This window comes from Mesorhizobium sp. M0293 (assembly GCF_040321735.1).
Taxonomy (GTDB): domain Bacteria; phylum Pseudomonadota; class Alphaproteobacteria; order Rhizobiales; family Rhizobiaceae; genus Mesorhizobium.
Map to the genome: position 1 here is coordinate 1 of NZ_JAMYSA010000029.1, position 17,781 is coordinate 17,781.

Annotated in this window: 17 protein-coding genes; 10 read left to right on the forward strand and 7 right to left on the reverse strand. The window is 62.5% G+C overall.

The genetic code is table 11. The features are described from left to right. Window positions 1-365, reverse strand: a 365-nt coding sequence (locus NKJ06_RS13330) for a Tim44/TimA family putative adaptor protein (RefSeq protein WP_352809968.1), incomplete at its 3' end; no start/stop codon positions are given. A 216-nt stretch (window positions 366-581) separates the two neighbouring features. On the opposite strand from NKJ06_RS13330, the gene NKJ06_RS13335 reads away from it, so the two are divergent. After that, a complete protein-coding gene (locus NKJ06_RS13335; RefSeq protein WP_352634701.1) occupies window positions 582-1,082 on the forward strand; it encodes an FxsA family protein in 501 nt (166 codons plus the stop codon). Between the two features lie 129 nt (window positions 1,083-1,211). Continuing rightward, the gene (gene secB / locus NKJ06_RS13340; protein ID WP_023763101.1) at window positions 1,212-1,712 is read left to right on the forward strand and encodes a protein-export chaperone SecB; all 501 of its coding nucleotides are present in this window, start codon (window positions 1,212-1,214) and stop codon (window positions 1,710-1,712) included. A gap of 254 nt (window positions 1,713-1,966) precedes the next feature. On the opposite strand, the gene dnaQ is transcribed toward secB, so the two are convergent. The 5 genes from dnaQ to NKJ06_RS13365 all read right to left on the reverse strand — a co-directional run bounded on the left by dnaQ (window position 1,967) and on the right by NKJ06_RS13365 (window position 5,879). After that, window positions 1,967-2,671 (reverse strand): DNA polymerase III subunit epsilon, encoded by a 705-nt coding sequence (gene dnaQ, locus NKJ06_RS13345; RefSeq protein WP_352634699.1) that lies wholly within the window; start codon window positions 2,669-2,671, stop codon window positions 1,967-1,969. A 75-nt stretch (window positions 2,672-2,746) separates the two neighbouring features. Next, the gene (coaE, locus tag NKJ06_RS13350) at window positions 2,747-3,343 is read right to left on the reverse strand and encodes a dephospho-CoA kinase (protein WP_352634696.1); all 597 of its coding nucleotides are present in this window, start codon (window positions 3,341-3,343) and stop codon (window positions 2,747-2,749) included. Continuing rightward, window positions 3,340-4,182 carry a shikimate dehydrogenase gene (locus NKJ06_RS13355; protein ID WP_352634694.1) on the reverse strand — a complete coding sequence of 281 codons (843 nt, stop codon included), beginning with the start codon at window positions 4,180-4,182 and terminating at the stop codon, window positions 3,340-3,342. The genes coaE and NKJ06_RS13355 overlap by 4 nt, the downstream gene beginning before the upstream one ends. Further along, window positions 4,175-4,774 (reverse strand): Maf-like protein, encoded by a 600-nt coding sequence (locus NKJ06_RS13360; RefSeq protein WP_352634692.1) that lies wholly within the window; start codon window positions 4,772-4,774, stop codon window positions 4,175-4,177. Before NKJ06_RS13360 ends, NKJ06_RS13355 begins: the two co-directional genes overlap by 8 nt. A gap of 283 nt (window positions 4,775-5,057) precedes the next feature. Then, window positions 5,058-5,879 (reverse strand): pyruvate, water dikinase regulatory protein, encoded by an 822-nt coding sequence (locus NKJ06_RS13365; RefSeq protein ID WP_352634690.1) that lies wholly within the window; start codon window positions 5,877-5,879, stop codon window positions 5,058-5,060. Window positions 5,880-6,284: 405 nt separating this feature from the next. Here NKJ06_RS13365 and hemE point away from each other — a divergent pair, with 405 nt between their 5' ends. From hemE to rho, 3 genes are all read left to right on the forward strand, one after another. Further along, on the forward strand, window positions 6,285-7,316 hold the full coding sequence (hemE, locus tag NKJ06_RS13370) for a uroporphyrinogen decarboxylase (protein ID WP_352634688.1): 1,032 nt from the start codon (window positions 6,285-6,287) through the stop codon (window positions 7,314-7,316). Continuing rightward, the gene (gene hemJ / locus NKJ06_RS13375; RefSeq protein WP_352634685.1) at window positions 7,316-7,852 is read left to right on the forward strand and encodes a protoporphyrinogen oxidase HemJ; all 537 of its coding nucleotides are present in this window, start codon (window positions 7,316-7,318) and stop codon (window positions 7,850-7,852) included. Before hemE ends, hemJ begins: the two co-directional genes overlap by 1 nt. 174 nt (window positions 7,853-8,026) lie before the next feature. Beyond that, the gene (rho, locus tag NKJ06_RS13380) at window positions 8,027-9,292 is read left to right on the forward strand and encodes a transcription termination factor Rho (protein ID WP_352634684.1); all 1,266 of its coding nucleotides are present in this window, start codon (window positions 8,027-8,029) and stop codon (window positions 9,290-9,292) included. Between the two features lie 147 nt (window positions 9,293-9,439). Here rho and NKJ06_RS13385 read toward each other — a convergent pair whose 3' ends face one another. Continuing rightward, window positions 9,440-11,452 carry a thioredoxin domain-containing protein gene (locus tag NKJ06_RS13385; protein ID WP_352634682.1) on the reverse strand — a complete coding sequence of 671 codons (2,013 nt, stop codon included), beginning with the start codon at window positions 11,450-11,452 and terminating at the stop codon, window positions 9,440-9,442. A 67-nt stretch (window positions 11,453-11,519) separates the two neighbouring features. On the opposite strand from NKJ06_RS13385, the gene mnmE reads away from it, so the two are divergent. From mnmE to NKJ06_RS13410, 5 genes are all read left to right on the forward strand, one after another. Further along, window positions 11,520-12,851 (forward strand): tRNA uridine-5-carboxymethylaminomethyl(34) synthesis GTPase MnmE, encoded by a 1,332-nt coding sequence (gene mnmE / locus NKJ06_RS13390; RefSeq protein WP_352809969.1) that lies wholly within the window; start codon window positions 11,520-11,522, stop codon window positions 12,849-12,851. Window positions 12,852-13,417: 566 nt separating this feature from the next. Beyond that, complete coding sequence (gene mnmG / locus NKJ06_RS13395; RefSeq protein ID WP_352634679.1) at window positions 13,418-15,298, forward strand: tRNA uridine-5-carboxymethylaminomethyl(34) synthesis enzyme MnmG; 1,881 nt, start codon at window positions 13,418-13,420, stop codon at window positions 15,296-15,298. Then, window positions 15,295-15,927 (forward strand): 16S rRNA (guanine(527)-N(7))-methyltransferase RsmG, encoded by a 633-nt coding sequence (gene rsmG, locus NKJ06_RS13400; RefSeq protein ID WP_352634677.1) that lies wholly within the window; start codon window positions 15,295-15,297, stop codon window positions 15,925-15,927. The genes mnmG and rsmG overlap by 4 nt, the downstream gene beginning before the upstream one ends. 51 nt (window positions 15,928-15,978) lie before the next feature. Further along, the gene (locus tag NKJ06_RS13405; RefSeq protein WP_352634675.1) at window positions 15,979-16,779 is read left to right on the forward strand and encodes a ParA family protein; all 801 of its coding nucleotides are present in this window, start codon (window positions 15,979-15,981) and stop codon (window positions 16,777-16,779) included. Window positions 16,780-16,848: 69 nt separating this feature from the next. Next, window positions 16,849-17,736 carry a ParB/RepB/Spo0J family partition protein gene (locus tag NKJ06_RS13410; RefSeq protein ID WP_352634673.1) on the forward strand — a complete coding sequence of 296 codons (888 nt, stop codon included), beginning with the start codon at window positions 16,849-16,851 and terminating at the stop codon, window positions 17,734-17,736. The last annotated feature ends 45 nt before the right edge of the window (window positions 17,737-17,781 follow it).

Below are 17,781 nucleotides of genomic sequence, written 5' to 3' on the forward strand. Positions count from 1 at the left end.
GCATAGGCCATGTCGATCAGCTCGTAGGCCATCTTGGCGCCGTCGACGAAAGTCTTCGGCTCGAAGGACGGGTCGTTGTCCTTGATCGTGCGCAGGCCCTTGTTGAGGTCGGTGTCGGGCTTGGCGAAGGCATCGATCGCGGCATAGGTGTCGGCCGCCGGCTCGCCCGGCAGGCGCTTGCGCGGCAGCGACACGACATTCTCGGATTTCTGGGCGGCATCCTTGTCGCCGCTGCGGGCCGCTGTATAGGGATCGAAGGGCGGCCGTTCGCTGCCGGTGCGACGGCCCAGCACATTGCGCAGCTGGAAAAAGATGACCACCGCCGCAATCAGGAAGAAAATCGTGCCGAAGTCGAAGAATCCCATATCTTCCGCCAATCAATCCCTGCCCTGTGGCCGGACCGTCAGGCCCAATGGCCGCGGTCGCATAGCGTTCAACATTCAAAGCATATAGAACGCAAGGCGCAATCATTCAAATCAAAGGCAGGCATACCTATCTAACAGCCTCAGTGCCAGCGGCGATTGCTCACTGGGCGCCGAAACAATCGAAACGGCCGAAACGATCCAAAAGGTTGCCAAGACTTGCGCATCTCGTTCCTTCCCCTTTTTGTCCTGGCACTTCCGCTGCTGGAAATCGCCGGCTTCGTGGTCGTCGGCCGCCAAGTCGGCGCGCTGGCGACAGTCGGCCTGGTGCTGGCATCGAGCATTGCCGGCGCGCTGCTGCTCCGGCATCAGGGTTTCGGCGTCATGACGCGGATCCGCGCTGAAATGGATGCCGGCCGCGATCCGAGCGGGCAGCTGGCGCATGGCGCGATGATCGTGCTGGCGGCGATCCTTTTGATCATCCCCGGCTTCATCACCGACATTATCGGCCTGCTGCTGTTCCTGCCGCCGGTCCGCGACCTCGCCTGGCGGACCTTGAAGGGCCGCGTCGTGCTGGCCACCAATTTCTCGACCGGCGGCTTCCGCGGCCGGCAACGCGACAAGACCATCGACCTCGACGATGGCGATTATTCACGCGAAGACGACTTCAAGCGCGGACCGGACCACAACTCGCCCTGGCGCCGCCTCAAGGACGATTGAGGCCGCTCCGTCCTCATCCCGGGATGGAGAAGCAAGGCGGCAAACCTTGTCTTGTCATCCCTGCCATGGTAGCGAACGCCCGATTTCAATTCGGTCAGCGACGCTGCCCAGGCAAGAGGACGAAGGCTTATGGCCAGCAAAGATGACGCGCCGGTCGGCGCAGCCAACGGAAACGGCAACGCGGCGCAGCCGTCGCTCAACGTCCTGGCGCAATATGTGAAGGACCTATCCTTCGAAAGCCCCGGCGCGCCGAATTCGCTGCGCGGCCGCGACAAGGCGCCGGGCATCGCCATCAACGTCAATGTCAACGCCAACCCGCTCTCCGACAAGCAGTTCGACGTTAATTTGACGCTGAACGCCAAGGCGTCCTTCGACCAGGAAGTGCTGTTCAATGTCGAGCTGGTCTATGGCGGCGTGTTCGCCATCGCAGGCTTCCCGCAGGAACACATGCTGCCGATCCTGTTCATCGAATGCCCGCGCCTGCTGTTCCCGTTCGCCCGGCAGATCATCGCCGAGGCAACCCGCAATGGCGGCTTCCCGCCGCTGATGCTCGACCCGATCGACTTCGCGCAGATGTTCCAGCAGAAGCTGGCCGAGGATCAGGCAGCGTCGAAGGTCAAGGTGAGCTGAGGCCTGGTGTCTCGGTAGCGTTTAAAAGCCCGGCCTCGCGCCGGGTTTTTTGTTGAAAGGCTGGCGGGACAGCGCCCCCCTCTGTCCTGCCGGACATCTCCCCCACAAGGAGGGAGATCGGCTGTCATCCCGGCTTTCGCCAATCTCCAACGTTGAAAAGGAAGGCGCGGCCCGCGAAGCTGCCAATCTCCCCACCCGTGGGGGAAATGTCCGGCAGGACAGAGGGGGGCGCCAAGGATCGCGACGGAACGACTTTAGTTCCCGACAACCTTCAGCCACAGCGCCTTCTCACCCAACGTCCCGACCATGCCGGCATGCGCGTCGCGTTCGGCTTCGGTGAGGCGGGGCCGCAGTGGCGAAGGCCGCTGGCTTACCACAATCTCGATCTGGCGGACGTTCTCGCCCCCTCGCGCCGGCGCGGTGGCGCTGTCGAGGATGAGGGCCGCCTGCTTGCCGCCGATCAGCTCGATATAGACCTCGGCCAGCAATTCGGAATCGAGCAAGGCGCCGTGCTTGGTGCGCCTGGTGTTGTCGATGCCGTAGCGCCGGCAGAGCGCGTCGAGCGAATTGGGGCCCATCGGATGCTTGCGGCGCGCCAGCGCCAGCGTGTCGACGACAAGACCATTGTCGATGACGGGGTGACCTAGCCGGCCGAATTCGACGTTGAGGAAGCCGACATCGAAAGTGGCATTGTGCGCGACCAGCTTGGCGCCGTCGGTGAAATCCAGCCACTCCTGCACAATCTCGGCAAAGGTCGGCTTGCCCGCGAGATCCGCGGCGCTGATGCCGTGCACGGCCTGCGCCTCGGCGTGGATCGCACGGCCTTGTGGGTTGATATAGTGGTGAAAAGTCTTTCCGGTCGGAAAGCGGTTGACCAGCTCGATGCCGCCGAGTTCGATCACGCGGTCGTCGCGCGAATCGAGGCCGGTGGTTTCCGTATCGAAGATGATCTCACGCATCGAATCAGTCGCTCCAAAGAAGCAGAATCGTGAGACCGGAACAAAATGGCAATGGGCAATGCTGACGCGGTGGTGTCAGGAGTGCAGCTTATCCCCGGAGAGTTCGGCAATGATGGCAGCCACGGCGGCGCGGGCGGAGTCCAATCCCTGGCCGGTATCGACGACGAAATCGGCCTGACGGCGCTTGTCCGCATCCGGCACCTGCCTAGCCAGGATCGACGCGAGTTTTTCTTCCGTCATATCAGGCCGCGCCAGAACGCGTTCTCGCTGGACGTCGGCTGGCGCGGTGACGACGACGACCTTGTCGACGCGGTCGCGGCCGCCGGTTTCGAACAGCAGGGGGATATCGAGGACGGCGATCGGCGCGCCGGCGCTACGATGACGCGTCAGGAAAGCATCGGCATCGGCGCGCACCAGGGGATGGATGATCGCCTCGAGCCGCTTCAGCGCGACGGCGTCGCCGAGCACACGCGCGCCAAGCTTTGCCCGATCGACCACGCCGGCGGATGTGGTGCCGGGAAAGGCCGCCTCGACCAGGGGCGCGGCCTTGCCGGCATAGAGGCGATGCACAGCCTCGTCGGAATCATGGACCGGCACGCCGGCCTCGGCGAACATCTTGGCCGTGGTCGACTTGCCCATGCCGATGGAGCCGGTGAGGCCGAGCACGATCATGGCTTCGGCACCAGATCAGCTTCGATGAGCGCGCGCAGTTCAGCCGTCACCTGCGGCCTGATGCCGAACCAGCGCTCGAAGCCGGGCACGGCCTGATGCAGCAGCATGCCGAGGCCGTCGACGGTTTTCAGGTTTCGCGCGCGCGCCGCGGCAAGCAGCGGCGTCTCCAGCGGCACATAGACGATATCGGTGACGATGGCGTGGTCCGGCAGCACAGCGGGATCGGCCGACAGGCCTTCATTGCCATGCATGCCGAGGGCCGTGGTGTTGACCAGCAGGCCGGCATCGGCAAGCAGTTCACCGGTCGCCGCCATGCCATGCGCCGAAACGCCGGCGCCGAAACGATCGCGCAATTCCATAGCCCGGGCCAGCGTGCGGTTGACGATGCGGATGTCGGCGACACCGCGCTCCTTCAAGGCATGGATGACGGCGCGCGACGCACCGCCGGCGCCGAGCACGACCGCCGGGCCATTGCTGGCCCAGCCCGGCGCATAATCGTCGAGGTTGGCGGCAAAGCCGTGCGCGTCGGTGTTGCCGCCCCACAAGGCGCCGTCCTCGAACCACAGCGTGTTGACGGCGCCGATCTCTTGCGCGGCCTGGTCACGGCGCTCGGCGAGCGCGAAAGCCGCCTCCTTGTGCGGGATGGTGACATTGCCGCCGCGGTAATTGTTCGCCTGCAGCGTCTTCACGAACCCGGCAAAGTTTTCCGGCGCGACATCGATCGCCTCATAGCTGCCGTCGATGCCATGCTTGGCCAGCCAATATCCGTGGATCTTCGGCGAGCGCGAATGCTTGATCGGGTGGCCGGTCACGAAGGCCTTTTTCGACGCCTCAGCCATCGATCGCTCCCAGCGTGCGAAGTTCGGCCAGCAGCGGCAACAGCGGCAGGCCGACAATGGTGAAATGATCGCCTTCGATCTTCTCGAACAATTGAATGCCTTCGCCTTCGATCTGGTAGGCGCCGACGCTTGCCAATGCCTTGGGGCCGACACGGGCGAGATGGCGGCCGATGAAGGCCGGGTCGAGCTTGCGCATGGTCATCGAGGCGATGCCGACGTGCCGCCACAGAACCGCGCCATCGCGGACCAGCACGGCGGCGCTGTTCAACTGATGGGTCTTGCCCGACAGCGCCAGGAGATGACGGCGCGCGCCTTCCCTATCGGCCGGCTTGTGGAACAACTCGTCGCCGAGCGACAGCGTCTGGTCGCAGCCAAGCACCAGGGCGCCCGGCCTGCGCTCGCTGACTTCGGTGGCCTTGGCTTCGGCCAGCACCAGGGCGACATCCTCGGGCGAGACATCGCTGTCCTGCAAGGGCGCCTCGAGCGCGCGCTCGTCGACATCGGCCGGAACCGCCTCGACGTCGACGCCGGCATTGACAAGCATCGCCTTGCGGAACGGACTGCCTGAAGCGAGGATGATTTTCTCGGTCATGATTTTTCGCCTGATTAATGGTCGTTGACCGCCGTAATGCAGAAGGTTGCCAAAGGTTGGCGGGACAGCGCCCCCCCTCTGTCCTGCCGGACATCTCCCCCTCAAGGGGGAGATTGGGTGTGACTTCGGCTTTCGGCAATTTTTAACGTCGAACAGAAGGTGCCGCCCGCGAAGCTGCCAATCTCCCCCCTTGAGGGGGAGATGCCCAGCAGGGCAGAGGGGGGCGCGAAGGATCGCGACGTTTCGGACACTATCTCAAGCCTTGGTTACGGAAGGGCTCCAACTATCTATTCTTCCCTCTCAGGGCAACGATCGCAGCCGCCGTTTCCTCGATCGAGCGGCGGCTGACGTCGATCATCGGCCAGCCATGGCGCGTGCAGATCTGGCGGGCGTAGGCGAGTTCTTCGCTGATGGCGGCGCGGTCGACATAGTCCGATGCCTCGTAGGAACTGCTGTTGCCGAGGAGGCGATTTTGCCGAACATGCGAGATGCGCTCGGCGGTGGCGATCAGCCCGACGATCAGCGGTGTCCTGGCGTTGACCAGACTTTCCGGCACCGGCACGCCGAGCACGATCGGGATGTTGGCGGTCTTGATGCCGCGATTGGCGAGATAGATGCTGGTCGGCGTCTTCGAGGTGCGCGAGATGCCGATCAGCACGACATCGGCATCGTCCATGTTGAGCGGCAGCTGGCCGTCATCATGGTCCATGGTGAAATTGAGCGCGTCGATGCGGCGAAAATATTCGGCATCGAGAACATGCTGGGCGCCGACGCGACGGCCGGCCGGTGTGCCGAGATAGGACTGGAACACGGTCAGCACCGGCTCCAGCACCGACACACAGGGCAGGCCCATCGTCGCGCAGCGTTCGTCGATGCCGCGCGCCAGCTTCTGGTCGACGACCGTATAAAGGATGATGCCGGGCTCTTCCTCGATGTCCTCGAACACTTTCGCTACCTGCTTTTCGGTGCGGATGAGCGGATAGATATGCTCGATGGCGCGCGCATCCTTGTATTGCGCCGAAGCCGCCCGGCCGGCGGCGAGCAGCGTTTCGCCGGTCGCGTCGGAAATCAGGTGCAGATGGAAGAAGCTTTGGGGTTTGTTCACAGGGGGTCACCTGGGGCTGTGGGCGGCTGTGGATAGAGCGGGATGAAAAGACGGGCCGATCGGAGGCGACTGTATCAGAAGGCTAGATGTCCACAATTCGTTGCGCTGTCAGCTTCATCGGGCGGGTGGGGACAAGTTTGGGGACGGCTTCTTTTGTCTCTCGCCCGTCCACAGGGCCGGCTTTTCCCGGCATCTCGTAACGCTTTGACTCCAGTGATGGATTCGCGACTGTCCCCAGAACCCTACATCCAGGCAAAAGAAGCACGCGACAATATGTTGGCTGGTTTTTTCCGGGGCAAAGCGGGACAGGTGACAACCACCAGAACCAACAGACTCTTAGAATCAGAAGAATCTTAGATATAAGAATCTTTGATTATAGAAGAGGCTTGGAGAAGCGAGCGCTCGATGCCCCAGAACCGGATCACGCTGGACGTCCTGAAGGGCAAGGCTCATTTTCCGCCTCCGCTCTGGATGATGCGTCAGGCCGGGCGCTATCTGCCGGAGTATCGGGAGACACGCAGACGGGCTGGGTCGTTCCTGGATCTCTGCTATGATCCCGACCTTGCCGTCGAAGTGACCTTGCAGCCGATCGAGCGTTTTGGTTTCGATGCGTCGATCCTGTTCTCGGACATTCTCGTCGTTCCGCATGCACTTGGCCGTGACGTTCGCTTCGAAGAGGGGCGAGGCCCGCTGCTGACGCCGATCACAGCACCGGAGATTTTGGCTCTGGAAAGCAAGGTGTTTCACGTGAATCTCGAGCCGGTCTACGAGACGGTTCGCCGACTGCGGGCGAAACTCCCCGATGAGACGACCCTGATCGGCTTCTGCGGCGCGCCATGGACGGTGGCGACCTATATGATTGCGGGCCATGGCACGCCCGACCAGGCGCCGGCGCGGTTGTTCGCCTATCGCGAGCCGGCGGCATTCCAGCACCTGCTCAAAGTGCTTGCCGATCATTCGGCTGCCTATCTCATCCGCCAGATCGACGCGGGTGCCGATGTCGTGCAGATTTTCGATTCCTGGTCCGGCGTGCTCGACGATGCGTCCTTCGACTTGTTCTGCGTCCAGCCAGTGGCGGAGATCGTCAGGCAGGTGCGAGCCGTTCATCCCGATGTGCCGATCGTCGGCTTTCCCAAGGGCGCCGGCGCCCGTTACCAGACCTATCGCCAGAAGACCGGCGTAACGGGTCTGGGGATCGACTGGACGGTGCCCCTGGAGGCGGCGAAGGATTTGCAGCGCTTGGGCGCGGTCCAGGGCAATCTCGATCCCTTGCGGCTCGTGGCTGGCGGCAAGGCACTGTCCGACGGCGTCGAGGCGATCCTGAAAGCGCTGGGAGAGGGGCCGCTGATCTTCAATCTCGGCCACGGCATCACGCCGGAGACACCGATCGCCCATGTCGAGGCGATGGTTAGACAAGTGCGGAGCGCGACACGCTGATGGCCGAAATGAAAAACGCGAACAGCACCGGTCAGGCGATGATGCGCATGATATCAGGCATAGGTGTCTTGGTTGTTTTCACCGCGCTTTTGTATTTCGCCGCACCCGACAGCTTCTACCCGTGGGCCAAGGCCATCCATATCCTTGCCGTCATTTCGTGGATGGCGGGCATGCTCTATCTGCCGCGGCTACTGGTCTACCATGCCGATGCCGAGAAGGGCTCGGTGCAGTCGGAGACCTTCAAGGTGATGGAGCGGCGCCTGCTGCGTGGCATCATCAATCCGGCGATGATCGCCACCTGGGTGTTGGGCCTGTGGCTCGCCTGGAAAGGCTTCGGCTTCCAGGGCGGCTGGCTGCATGCCAAGATCGGTGCGGTGCTTTTGTTGTCCGCCATGCATGGCTATCTGGCCGGTGCGGTGCGCAAATTCGCCGAGGACCGCAATGAAAAGCCTGCGAGGCACTGGCGAATCGTCAACGAGATCCCCACATTGCTGATGGTCGCAATCGTGATCCTGGTTGTCGTCAAGCCGTTCTAGGCTCGATTGGGCCGCAAAACGCAGCTTGCTCTTTCACCCAACCGACGATAAAAGACGGGTCTTCCTTCCCGTCATGCGCCGCCCTTCATTGCTCTCGGCCGCGCCCGGCATTTGTCGCATCCCGCCGATATTTTCCCAAAGCTTACCCAGACTCCATCTATTCAAGGTCCGTCTATGCAAGAAATGAAACTCACCGAGTTCAAGAACAAGAAACCGCCAGAGCTGATCGCTTATGCCGAATCGCTCGAGGTGGAGAACGCCAGCGTCATGCGCAAGCAGGAGCTGATGTTTGCTATCCTGAAGAAACTGGCCGCCCAGGAGATCGAGATCATCGGCGACGGTGTGGTCGAAGTGCTGCAGGACGGTTTTGGATTCCTGCGCTCCGCCAACGCCAACTATCTGCCAGGTCCCGACGACATCTACATTTCGCCGTCGCAGATCCGGCGCTTTTCGCTGAAGACCGGCGATACGGTCGAAGGGCCGATCCGCAGCCCGAAAGAGGGCGAGCGCTATTTTGCGCTGCTCAAGGTCAACACGATCAATTTCGACGATCCCGAAAAGATCCGTCACAAGATCCACTTCGACAATCTGACGCCGCTCTATCCGACCAAGCGGCTGAAGATGGAGATCGACAATCCGACCACCAAGGACATCTCGGCGCGCGTGATCGATCTGGTCGCGCCGATCGGCAAGGGCCAGCGCGCGTTGATCAACGCGCAGCCGCGTACCGGCAAGACGGTGCTGATGCAGAACATCGCCCACTCGATCACTGCCAATCATCCGGAATGCTATCTGATCGTGCTTCTGATCGACGAGCGGCCGGAAGAAGTGACCGACATGCAGCGCTCGGTGAAGGGTGAGGTGATCTCCTCGACCTTCGACGAGCCGGCTGTTCGCCACGTGCAGGTCGCCGAAATGGTCATCGAGAAGGCCAAGCGCCTTGTCGAACATGGCCGCGATGTCGTCATCCTGCTCGATTCCATCACCCGCCTCGGCCGCGCCTACAACACCGTGGTGCCGTCATCCGGCAAGGTGCTGACCGGCGGTGTCGACGCCAACGCGCTGCAGCGGCCGAAGCGTTTCTTCGGTGCCGCCCGAAACATCGAGGAAGGCGGTTCGCTGACCATCATCGCCACCGCGCTGATCGATACCGGCAGCCGCATGGACGAAGTCATCTTCGAAGAGTTCAAGGGCACCGGCAACTGCGAAATCCAGCTCGACCGCAAGGTGGCCGACAAGCGCATCTATCCGGCCATGGACATCTTGAAGTCCGGCACCCGCAAGGAAGACCTGCTGGTTTCCAAGCAGGACCTGCAGAAGATCTTCGTGCTGCGCCGCATTCTGGCGCCGATGGGAACCACCGATGCGATCGAGTTCCTGATCGACAAGCTCAAGCAGACCAAGACCAATGCGGACTTCTTCGATTCGATGAATACGTAGGAGCTTACCCTCCCCCTTGTGGGGAGGGTCGATCCGCGCAGCGGAGCGGGGTGGGGGTCAGCACCGAAGTTGGCGATTCACCCCACCCCGTCTCACGATCCGTTTCGCTACGATCGCGAGCAGACCCTCCCCAAAAAGGGGAGGGTGTCACCTCAACAGCTTCTCCAATTCCCCAGAATCCGTAACCACCGGCAGGCAAACCTGTCCCGTGCAGAACCACGCACCCGCCTTGTCGGTCGGTGGCAGGATTCCGCCGGGCAGCAAGGGTCGATTCGTGTCCGAGCCGATCGGCGCGACAATATCCACCCGCCGCGGGTCCGGGCTTCGATTCGCAACCGGAACGAGCCTTGGATCCTTCAATCTATCCACAATGACCAGCTTGAGCGGCTCGATCGCCAGCGCGCAGGCGTTGACGATGCCGGCCTGACCGTAGGTCTGGTGCGCCGCACGACCGGCCGCGTGTTCGGCGACTTGCCAGGCTCTTTCGTGCAGTTCGAGATCGCCGGTGACGGAGGCGAGGCGGACCAGCGCTTCGATGATCTGGCCTGTGGCTGATGGGATGGCTTCGTCGACATCACCGCGGATGCGGATCGGCACGTCGGCGCTGTCGGAAGCGGTCAGGTAGTAGCCTGTCTTGTCGGTGTCGGCGTGCCAATGGTCGAGCTGCTCGAGGAATTGGCTGGCTTGGTCGATATAGCCCCAATCACCCGACGCTTCGAACAGCGAGATCGCCGCATTGGTCATGGCGGCGTAGTCGCTGGACAGAGCAGGGAACAGTTTCCTGGCGCCGAGCATCGAATGCGGCAAGCGGCCGTCGCGGCTGGCAGAGCAGATATGGGCGAAGGCTTTTGCCGCCGCCTCGATCCAGTCAGGCCGGGCCAATGATCGACCGGCCTCGGCAAGCGCCGCAATCATCAGGCCGTTCCAGTCGGTGAGCGTCTTTGCGTCGAGGCCGGGCCTGACCCGCTCTTCGCGGACGATGAGAAGTTTCGCCTTGAGCGGACCCAGTTTTTCGCGCTCGATCACGCTTTGCGATTGCTGGGACGCGGTTTGGTGGACAATTGGCTTGCCTTCCCAGCCGTGCGGGCTGGACAGCGTGAAGTATTTGAAAAATAAGGCAGAATCGTCGCCGAGAGCGGCTTCTACCTCTTCCCTGCTCCAGGTGTAGAACAGTCCTTCCACGCCATCGCTGTCGGCGTCGAGGCTGGCGGCAAAGGCGCCGCCGTCGACGCGCATTTCGCGCAGCAGCCAGTCGACCGTCTCTTCGATTCGTACCCGGAACAATTCGTTGCCGCTCGCCGCAAAGGCCCAATTGCAGAAGCGGATGAGCTGGGCGTTGTCGTAGAGCATTTTTTCGAAATGCGGCACCAGCCACTCGGCGTCGGTCGAATAGCGGCTGAGCCCGCCGCCAATATGGTCGTAGATGCCGCCGCTCAGCATCTGTTCGAGGCTGAGCAGGACGTCGTCGCGATGACTGGTGTTGCCGTCGCGCAGCCAGGACAGCCAGAGGGTTTGCATGAACGGCGCATTGGGGAATTTCGGCGCGCCGCTTAAGCCACCGAGATCGCGGTCGATCATGCCGTCGATGCCCTTGGCAAGCTCCGCCAGCGTGCCACGGTCGAGTACCGTTCTCGCATGCGAACCGGCGAGCCGCGCCTCGACATGGGTGGTCAGGCCGTCGGCACTCTGGTTGAGGCTCGCCCTCTTCTCGCGCCACGCCTTGTCCACCGCCTGCATCACCTGGATGAAACCCGGACGGCCGTAGCGCGGCTCGCGCGGAAAATAAGTGCCGCCCCAAAACGGCTTGCCGTCCGGCGTCAGGAACATGGTCAGCGGCCAGCCGCCCTGCTCGCCCATCGAGGAGAGTGCCGCCATGTAGATCTGGTCGATGTCGGGGCGCTCCTCTCGGTCGACCTTGATATTGACGAACAGACGGTTCATGACGGCGGCAACGCCGTCGTTCTCGAAGCTTTCGTGCGCCATGACATGGCACCAATGGCAGGCGGCATAGCCGACCGAGAGCAGGATCGGCCTGTCCAGTGCCTTTGCCTCTTCAAGCGAAGCCGGCGACCAGGCCCGCCAGTGAACGGGATTGCCGCTGTGCTGCTGCAGATAGGGGCTGGCCTCCTGGGCAAGCAGGTTTTGCGCGGGTAGCGTCACGATGGGCAAACTCGGTTGGGAGTTGTCGTATGGACGTAGAGCTAGGGCGGTTCGGCAGAGCGGGCAAATGATTTCAGGCGATTCGATCGTAGCACTGTCGAGCGGCCGGCTTCCGGCCGGCGTCGCCGTCATCCGCATTTCCGGCCCGCAGACTCGATTCGTAGTCGAAACGATTGCCGGCGGTATGGTTAAGGACCGCGCGGCGGTTCTGCGCAGGCTGCGGGCGCCGGATGGAACCGTGCTCGACAACGGCCTGGTTTTCTTCTTCCCAGGACCGGCCAGTTTCACCGGCGAGGATGTCGCGGAGTTCCACGTTCATGGCGGACGCGCCGTGGTGGCCAGGATGCTGGAGACGATCACCGGTTTTGACGGCGTCAGGCACGCTGAACCAGGCGAATACACGCGCCGCGCCTTTCTTAACGGCAAAGTCGACCTGGTCGAGACCGAGGCGCTCGCGGATCTCGTCAACGCCGAGACCGAGGCGCAGCGGCGCTTCGCGTTGCAAAACGCCGAGGGCGCCCAGAGCGAACTCTATCTCGGTTGGAGGCGCCGGTTGATCCACGCTCGCGCCATGATAGAGGCGGAGATCGATTTTGCCGATGAGGACGATGTTCCTGGTTCCGTTTCGGATACAGTCTGGTCCGATGTCCGGGCAATGATCGAAGAAATCGACCGGCATAGCGCCGGCTTTCGAGCCGCCGAGATCATCCGTGACGGCTTCGAGGTCGTTATCCTTGGTGCGCCCAACGCCGGTAAGTCGAGTCTGTTCAACGCCCTGGCGCGGCGGGATGCCGCTATAGTAACGGATGAACCTGGTACGACCCGCGATCTGCTCGAGGTGGTGCTCGACCTCCAGGGGCTTCGCGTCAGGCTTACGGATACGGCCGGGCTGCGCGAAGCGCCTGGCAAGGTCGAAGCGATTGGCATCGAGAAGGCACGGGCCAAGGCGCATGGTGCCGACCTGTTGCTGTTGCTGCAGGACGTTGCGGACCCCAGGGACATCGGTCTGCTACCGGCCGGCGCTCCGAGCTTGCGGGTCGGCACTAAGCTTGATCTGCTGGAAGACCGCGCTGCAATCGATGCAGCGGGGAACTATGACCTTGCCATCTCGGTGAAGAATGGGACGGGCGTGGAGACATTGCTGGTGGAGATCGGCCAGCGAGCGGCGGAGGCGGCCGGCAATGCCGGCGATGTGCTGCCGTCGCGCCTGCGCCACGTGGAATTGCTCAATGAAACCAACCGCCATCTGCGTCGCGCCACCGACGGCCGGACTTTCGGGCAGGAATTGCGCGCCGAGGAATTGCGGCTCGCGGCCGATCATCTGGGCCGAATCGTCGGCGCCATCAATGTTGAGGACATGCTGGACGTCATCTTCTCGCAGTTCTGCATCGGGAAATGACTCACGTGAAACATATCGTCGGTCGGACGCGGGTTAGTCAGCCAGCGAAGAAGTCTTGGGGGCAGGATGTGAAGGACCCGCATGCCTCGGCAATTGGCGGAAACGCCAATTGTTTCGTCATCCTGGGGCGAAGCAAGGAGCGAAGCGACGAGCGCAGACCCTAGGATCCATGCCGCGACTCCAAAGCGTTGCTACGGTGCCGAATCCTGCTCCGTTGCACTCTTTGACCAACATCACGGCATGGATCCTCGGGTCTTCGCCGCGTCGCTTCGCTCCTTGCTCCGCCCGTGGATGACGAAGGCGTGGAGGCCTCGGCGGTCATGGATGTCTATGATGGTGGCCACAGCGAACGACGAAACTCGGCTGCCGTCCTCGAATCCCTGAACCCCTGCGCAGCACCATTCGGGTGACTCACGTGAAACATCGGCGATCCCGACGACTCACGTGAAACACGCGCGATGGCAAGTGCAAGACTGTTTCACGTGAAACGATTGCCGAGTTTTCTTGACAGCGCGGCCGGGCAGGGACATGTGTCCCTCATTTGTTTGAGTCTAGGACGTTTGGAAATGACCAATCACTATGATGTGGTTGTAGTGGGCGGCGGCCACGCCGGGTGCGAAGCGGCGAGCGCTGCCGCGCGCGCCGGCGCCAGGACCGCTTTGGTGACGCTGCGCTTCGACACGATCGGTGTGATGTCCTGCAATCCGGCGATCGGCGGGCTCGGCAAGGGTCACCTGGTTCGCGAAATCGACGCCATGGACGGCCTGATGGGGCGGGTGGCGGATGCCGCCGGCATCCAGTTCCGCCTGCTCAACCGCCGCAAGGGCCCAGCAGTGCGCGGACCCCGGACGCAGGCCGACAGAAAGCTCTATCGCCTTGCCATGCAGGAAGCGATTCGGCAGCAGAACGATCTCGACGTGGTCGAGGGCGAGGTTCTGGACTTCGAAATCGCCGAGGGCCAGATCGCGGCCGTTCTCCTGGCCGACGGAAGGCGGCTTGCCTGTGGCGCTGTCGTTCTGACGACCGGGACTTTTCTGCGCGGGCTTATCCATATCGGCGAGAAGAAGATCGTCGCCGGCCGGATGAACGAGCAGGCCAGTCTTGGTCTGTCGGCGACGATGGACCGTGCTGGCTTCAAGCTCGGTCGGCTGAAGACCGGCACGCCGCCGCGGCTGGACGGCCGGACGATCGATTGGGCGTCGCTGGAAAGCCAAGCCGCCGATGAGGATCCGGTGCCGTTTTCGCTGATGACCGACCGTATAGAGACGCCGCAGATCGAATGTGGCATCACGCGCACGACCACGGCCACGCATGAGCTGATCCGCGCCAATCTCGGCCGCTCCGCCATGTATTCCGGGTCGATCGAAGGTGTCGGACCGCGCTACTGCCCGTCGATCGAGGACAAGATCGTCAAGTTCGGCGACAGGGATGGCCACCAGATTTTCCTCGAACCGGAAGGGCTCGACGACGATACGATCTATCCGAATGGGATTTCGACTTCGCTGCCCGAAGATGTGCAGCTCGATATATTGAAAACCATTCCGGGGCTTGAGCGCGCCACCATGCTGCAGCCCGGCTATGCCATTGAATATGATCATGTCGATCCGCGCGAGCTGCATCAGACGCTGGAGACGAAGCGCATCAGCGGTCTCTTCCTCGCCGGGCAGATCAACGGCACGACCGGTTATGAAGAGGCGGCCGGGCAAGGCCTGCTTGCCGGCCTCAATGCGGCACGGCGGGCGGCGGGCAGCGAGCAGATCGTGCTCAGCCGTACCGAAGCCTATATCGGCGTGATGGTCGACGATTTGACCAGCCGCGGCATCAGCGAACCTTATCGCATGTTCACCTCGCGGGCCGAGTTCCGGCTGTCGCTGCGCGCCGACAACGCCGATGAACGGCTGACGCCCGCGGCTGCGAAATTGGGCATCGCCTCGACGCAGCGGATGCGGCGCTATGAGACTGTCATGCAGCGCCTCGATGAAGCGCGTCAGCTGGCGAAGTCGCTCACCCTGACTCCCAATGAAGCGGCGAGGCATGGGCTGGAGATTAACCGGGACGGCGTGCGCCGGTCCGGCTATGAATTGCTGTCCTATCCCGATGTCGACGTGGCCTGGCTGGCTCGTGTAGATTCGCGGTTTGCGGAAATCGGCGGCAAGACGGCGGAACGCCTCGAAACGGAAGCGAAATATTCTGTCTATCTCGACCGCCAGAAGACGGATGTAGCACAGATCCGGCATGAAGAGAGCCGGCTAATCCCGGAAACGGTCGATTTCGCCGGGGTCCCGGGCCTGTCCAACGAGTTGAAGCAGAAGATGCAGGCGCGGCGGCCGCGCTCCATCGCCGATGCCCAGCGCATGGAAGGCATGACGCCGGCGGCACTGGCGATCATTGTCGCGCATGTTCGCCACGCTGAGAGCGCCCATCGCCCACAAAGGGATGTTGCGTGAGCTCTATGTCCTGGAAGAGCCTGCAGGACGCGGCAGGCCCGGTTTCACGTGAAACATTCGATCGGCTGGTGGCGTTCGAGCAGATGTTCCAGAAATGGAATCGCAGCATCAATCTCGTTGCGCAATCGACGGCTGGCGATGTCTGGCAGCGCCATATCCTGGACAGCGCCCAGTTGGCGCGAATCGAGCCTCGGGCGACGCGCTGGGTCGATCTCGGGTCTGGCGGCGGATTTCCCGGCCTTGTCATGGCTTTCCTGCTTGCCGAGCGTGACGGCGCCAGCATCGATTTGGTTGAAAGCAATCGCAAAAAAGCATCCTTCCTGCAGGCCGTCGTCGGGCAGTTCAGCCTGCCGGCGCGGGTCGTGGCGCGCCGCATCGATGACAGTCATGCGTTTGTTTCGGCACCGCAAATCGTCACGGCGCGGGCGCTGGCATCGCTTTCGACCTTGCTGGACCTGTCGGCGCCATGGCTGATTTCAGGCGCGCGCGGCCTGTTTCACAAAGGCCGGGATTACCGCGCGGAAGTGGAAGAAAGCGTTCACCGATGGTCCTTCGATCTGGTAGAACATTCAAGTGTGACCGACGCCAGCGGCGTCATCCTCGAATTGTCGAACTTGCGACCTGTCTGATCTGCTCCAGGCGACCCGAAGCGACCCAAAATGAATTTCTGGCATAGACCCATGATGAAGAATGGCCCCCGCATCATCACCGTAGCCAACCAGAAGGGCGGCGTCGGCAAGACCACCACCGCCATCAACCTGGCGACCGCGCTGGCCGCCATCGGCGAAAAGGTGCTGATCGTCGATCTCGATCCGCAAGGCAACGCCAGCACCGGCCTCGGCATCGACCGCAAGGATCGGACGGTCTCCTCCTATGACGTGCTAACGGGTGAGCTGGATCTGGAAGCCGCGGCCATTCCGACAGCGGTGCCTGGCCTGTCGATCGTGCCGTCGACGCTCGACCTGCTCGGCATCGAAATGGAGATCGCCTCCGCGCCGGACCGGGTGCTCAAGCTGCGCAATGCGCTGCGCGCCGCGACAGAGCGCGGAGCACCGTTCGGTTATGTGCTGATCGATTGTCCGCCGTCCCTCAACCTTTTGACCCTCAATTCCATGGCGGCCGCCGATTCGGTTCTGGTTCCGTTGCAATGTGAATTCTTTGCGCTGGAAGGACTCAGCCAATTACTGGAAACCGTCGAGCAGGTGCGCCGCTCGATCAATCCGGACCTTATTATCCAAGGCATCGTGCTGACCATGTATGACGGCCGCAACAATCTCGCCAACCAAGTGGTGCAGGATGTGCGCGCCCATATGGGCGACAAGGTCTACGAGACCATCATTCCGCGCAATGTGCGAGTGTCCGAGGCGCCGTCCTACGGCAAGCCGGCGATCCTCTACGACCTGAAATGCTCGGGCAGCCAGGCCTATCTGCAATTGGCATCGGAAGTGATCCGCCGCGAGCGTAAATTGCGCGCCGCTTGATTAGATCGGATGCATAGTTAAGAGCCGATTCGATACCGAAACGATTTGGAATAGCCAACTGGAATAAAGATGAGCGAAGACCTTTCGAGAAAGAGACTGGGCCGAGGGCTGGCGGCGCTGATCGGCGAGATCGACCGTCCGGCAGCGCCCGAAAAGCCTGGTATGAGCGCCGACGGCAAGGTGCCGATCGAGTTCCTGACCCCCAATCCGAAAAATCCGCGCCGGCATTTCGGCGACGCCGAACTGACGGACCTTGCCCAGTCGATCCGAGAGCACGGCGTGGTCCAGCCGGTGGTGGCGCGGCCTTCGCCGACACAGGCCGGGCGCTACGAGATCATCGCCGGCGAGCGGCGTTGGCGCGCGGCACAGCGCGCCGGTCTGTCCGATATCCCGGTCATCATCCGCGAGGTCAACGACCGCACCGCGCTCGAACTGGCGATCATCGAGAACGTGCAGCGCACCGACCTCAATGCGGTCGAGGAAGCACTTGGTTATCAGCAGCTGATCGACGAGCACGGCTACACCCAGGCCGATCTCGGCCAGGTGATCGGCAAAAGCCGCAGCCATGTCGCCAACACGCTCAGGCTTCTGAAGCTGCCCGACGTGATCCGCGATATGCTGGTCGACGGCGCGCTGTCGGCGGGCCATGCCCGCACGCTGGTGACGGCGGAAGATCCAGCCGGCCTTGCCAAGCGCATCGTCGAAGAAGGGCTTTCGGTGCGCCAGGCCGAAGCGCTGGCGCAGATGCCCGCCGGCGGCAGCAACGCCAGGGAAGCCAAGCCTGCGCCGAGTCTGGAGCAGAAGGACCCCGACACGCTGGCGTTGGAAAAGCTGTTGACGGATACGATCGGCATGATCGTGTCCGTGGAACACAAGGGCAAGGGTGGCGTGCTGCGCATCGCATATCGGTCTCTGGAGCAGCTTGATGAGCTGTGCAGACGGCTGAAGCGGGAGTAGTAGTTAGCCGACGAATTTTCTTCAAGGCAGAGATTGATTTGGCGC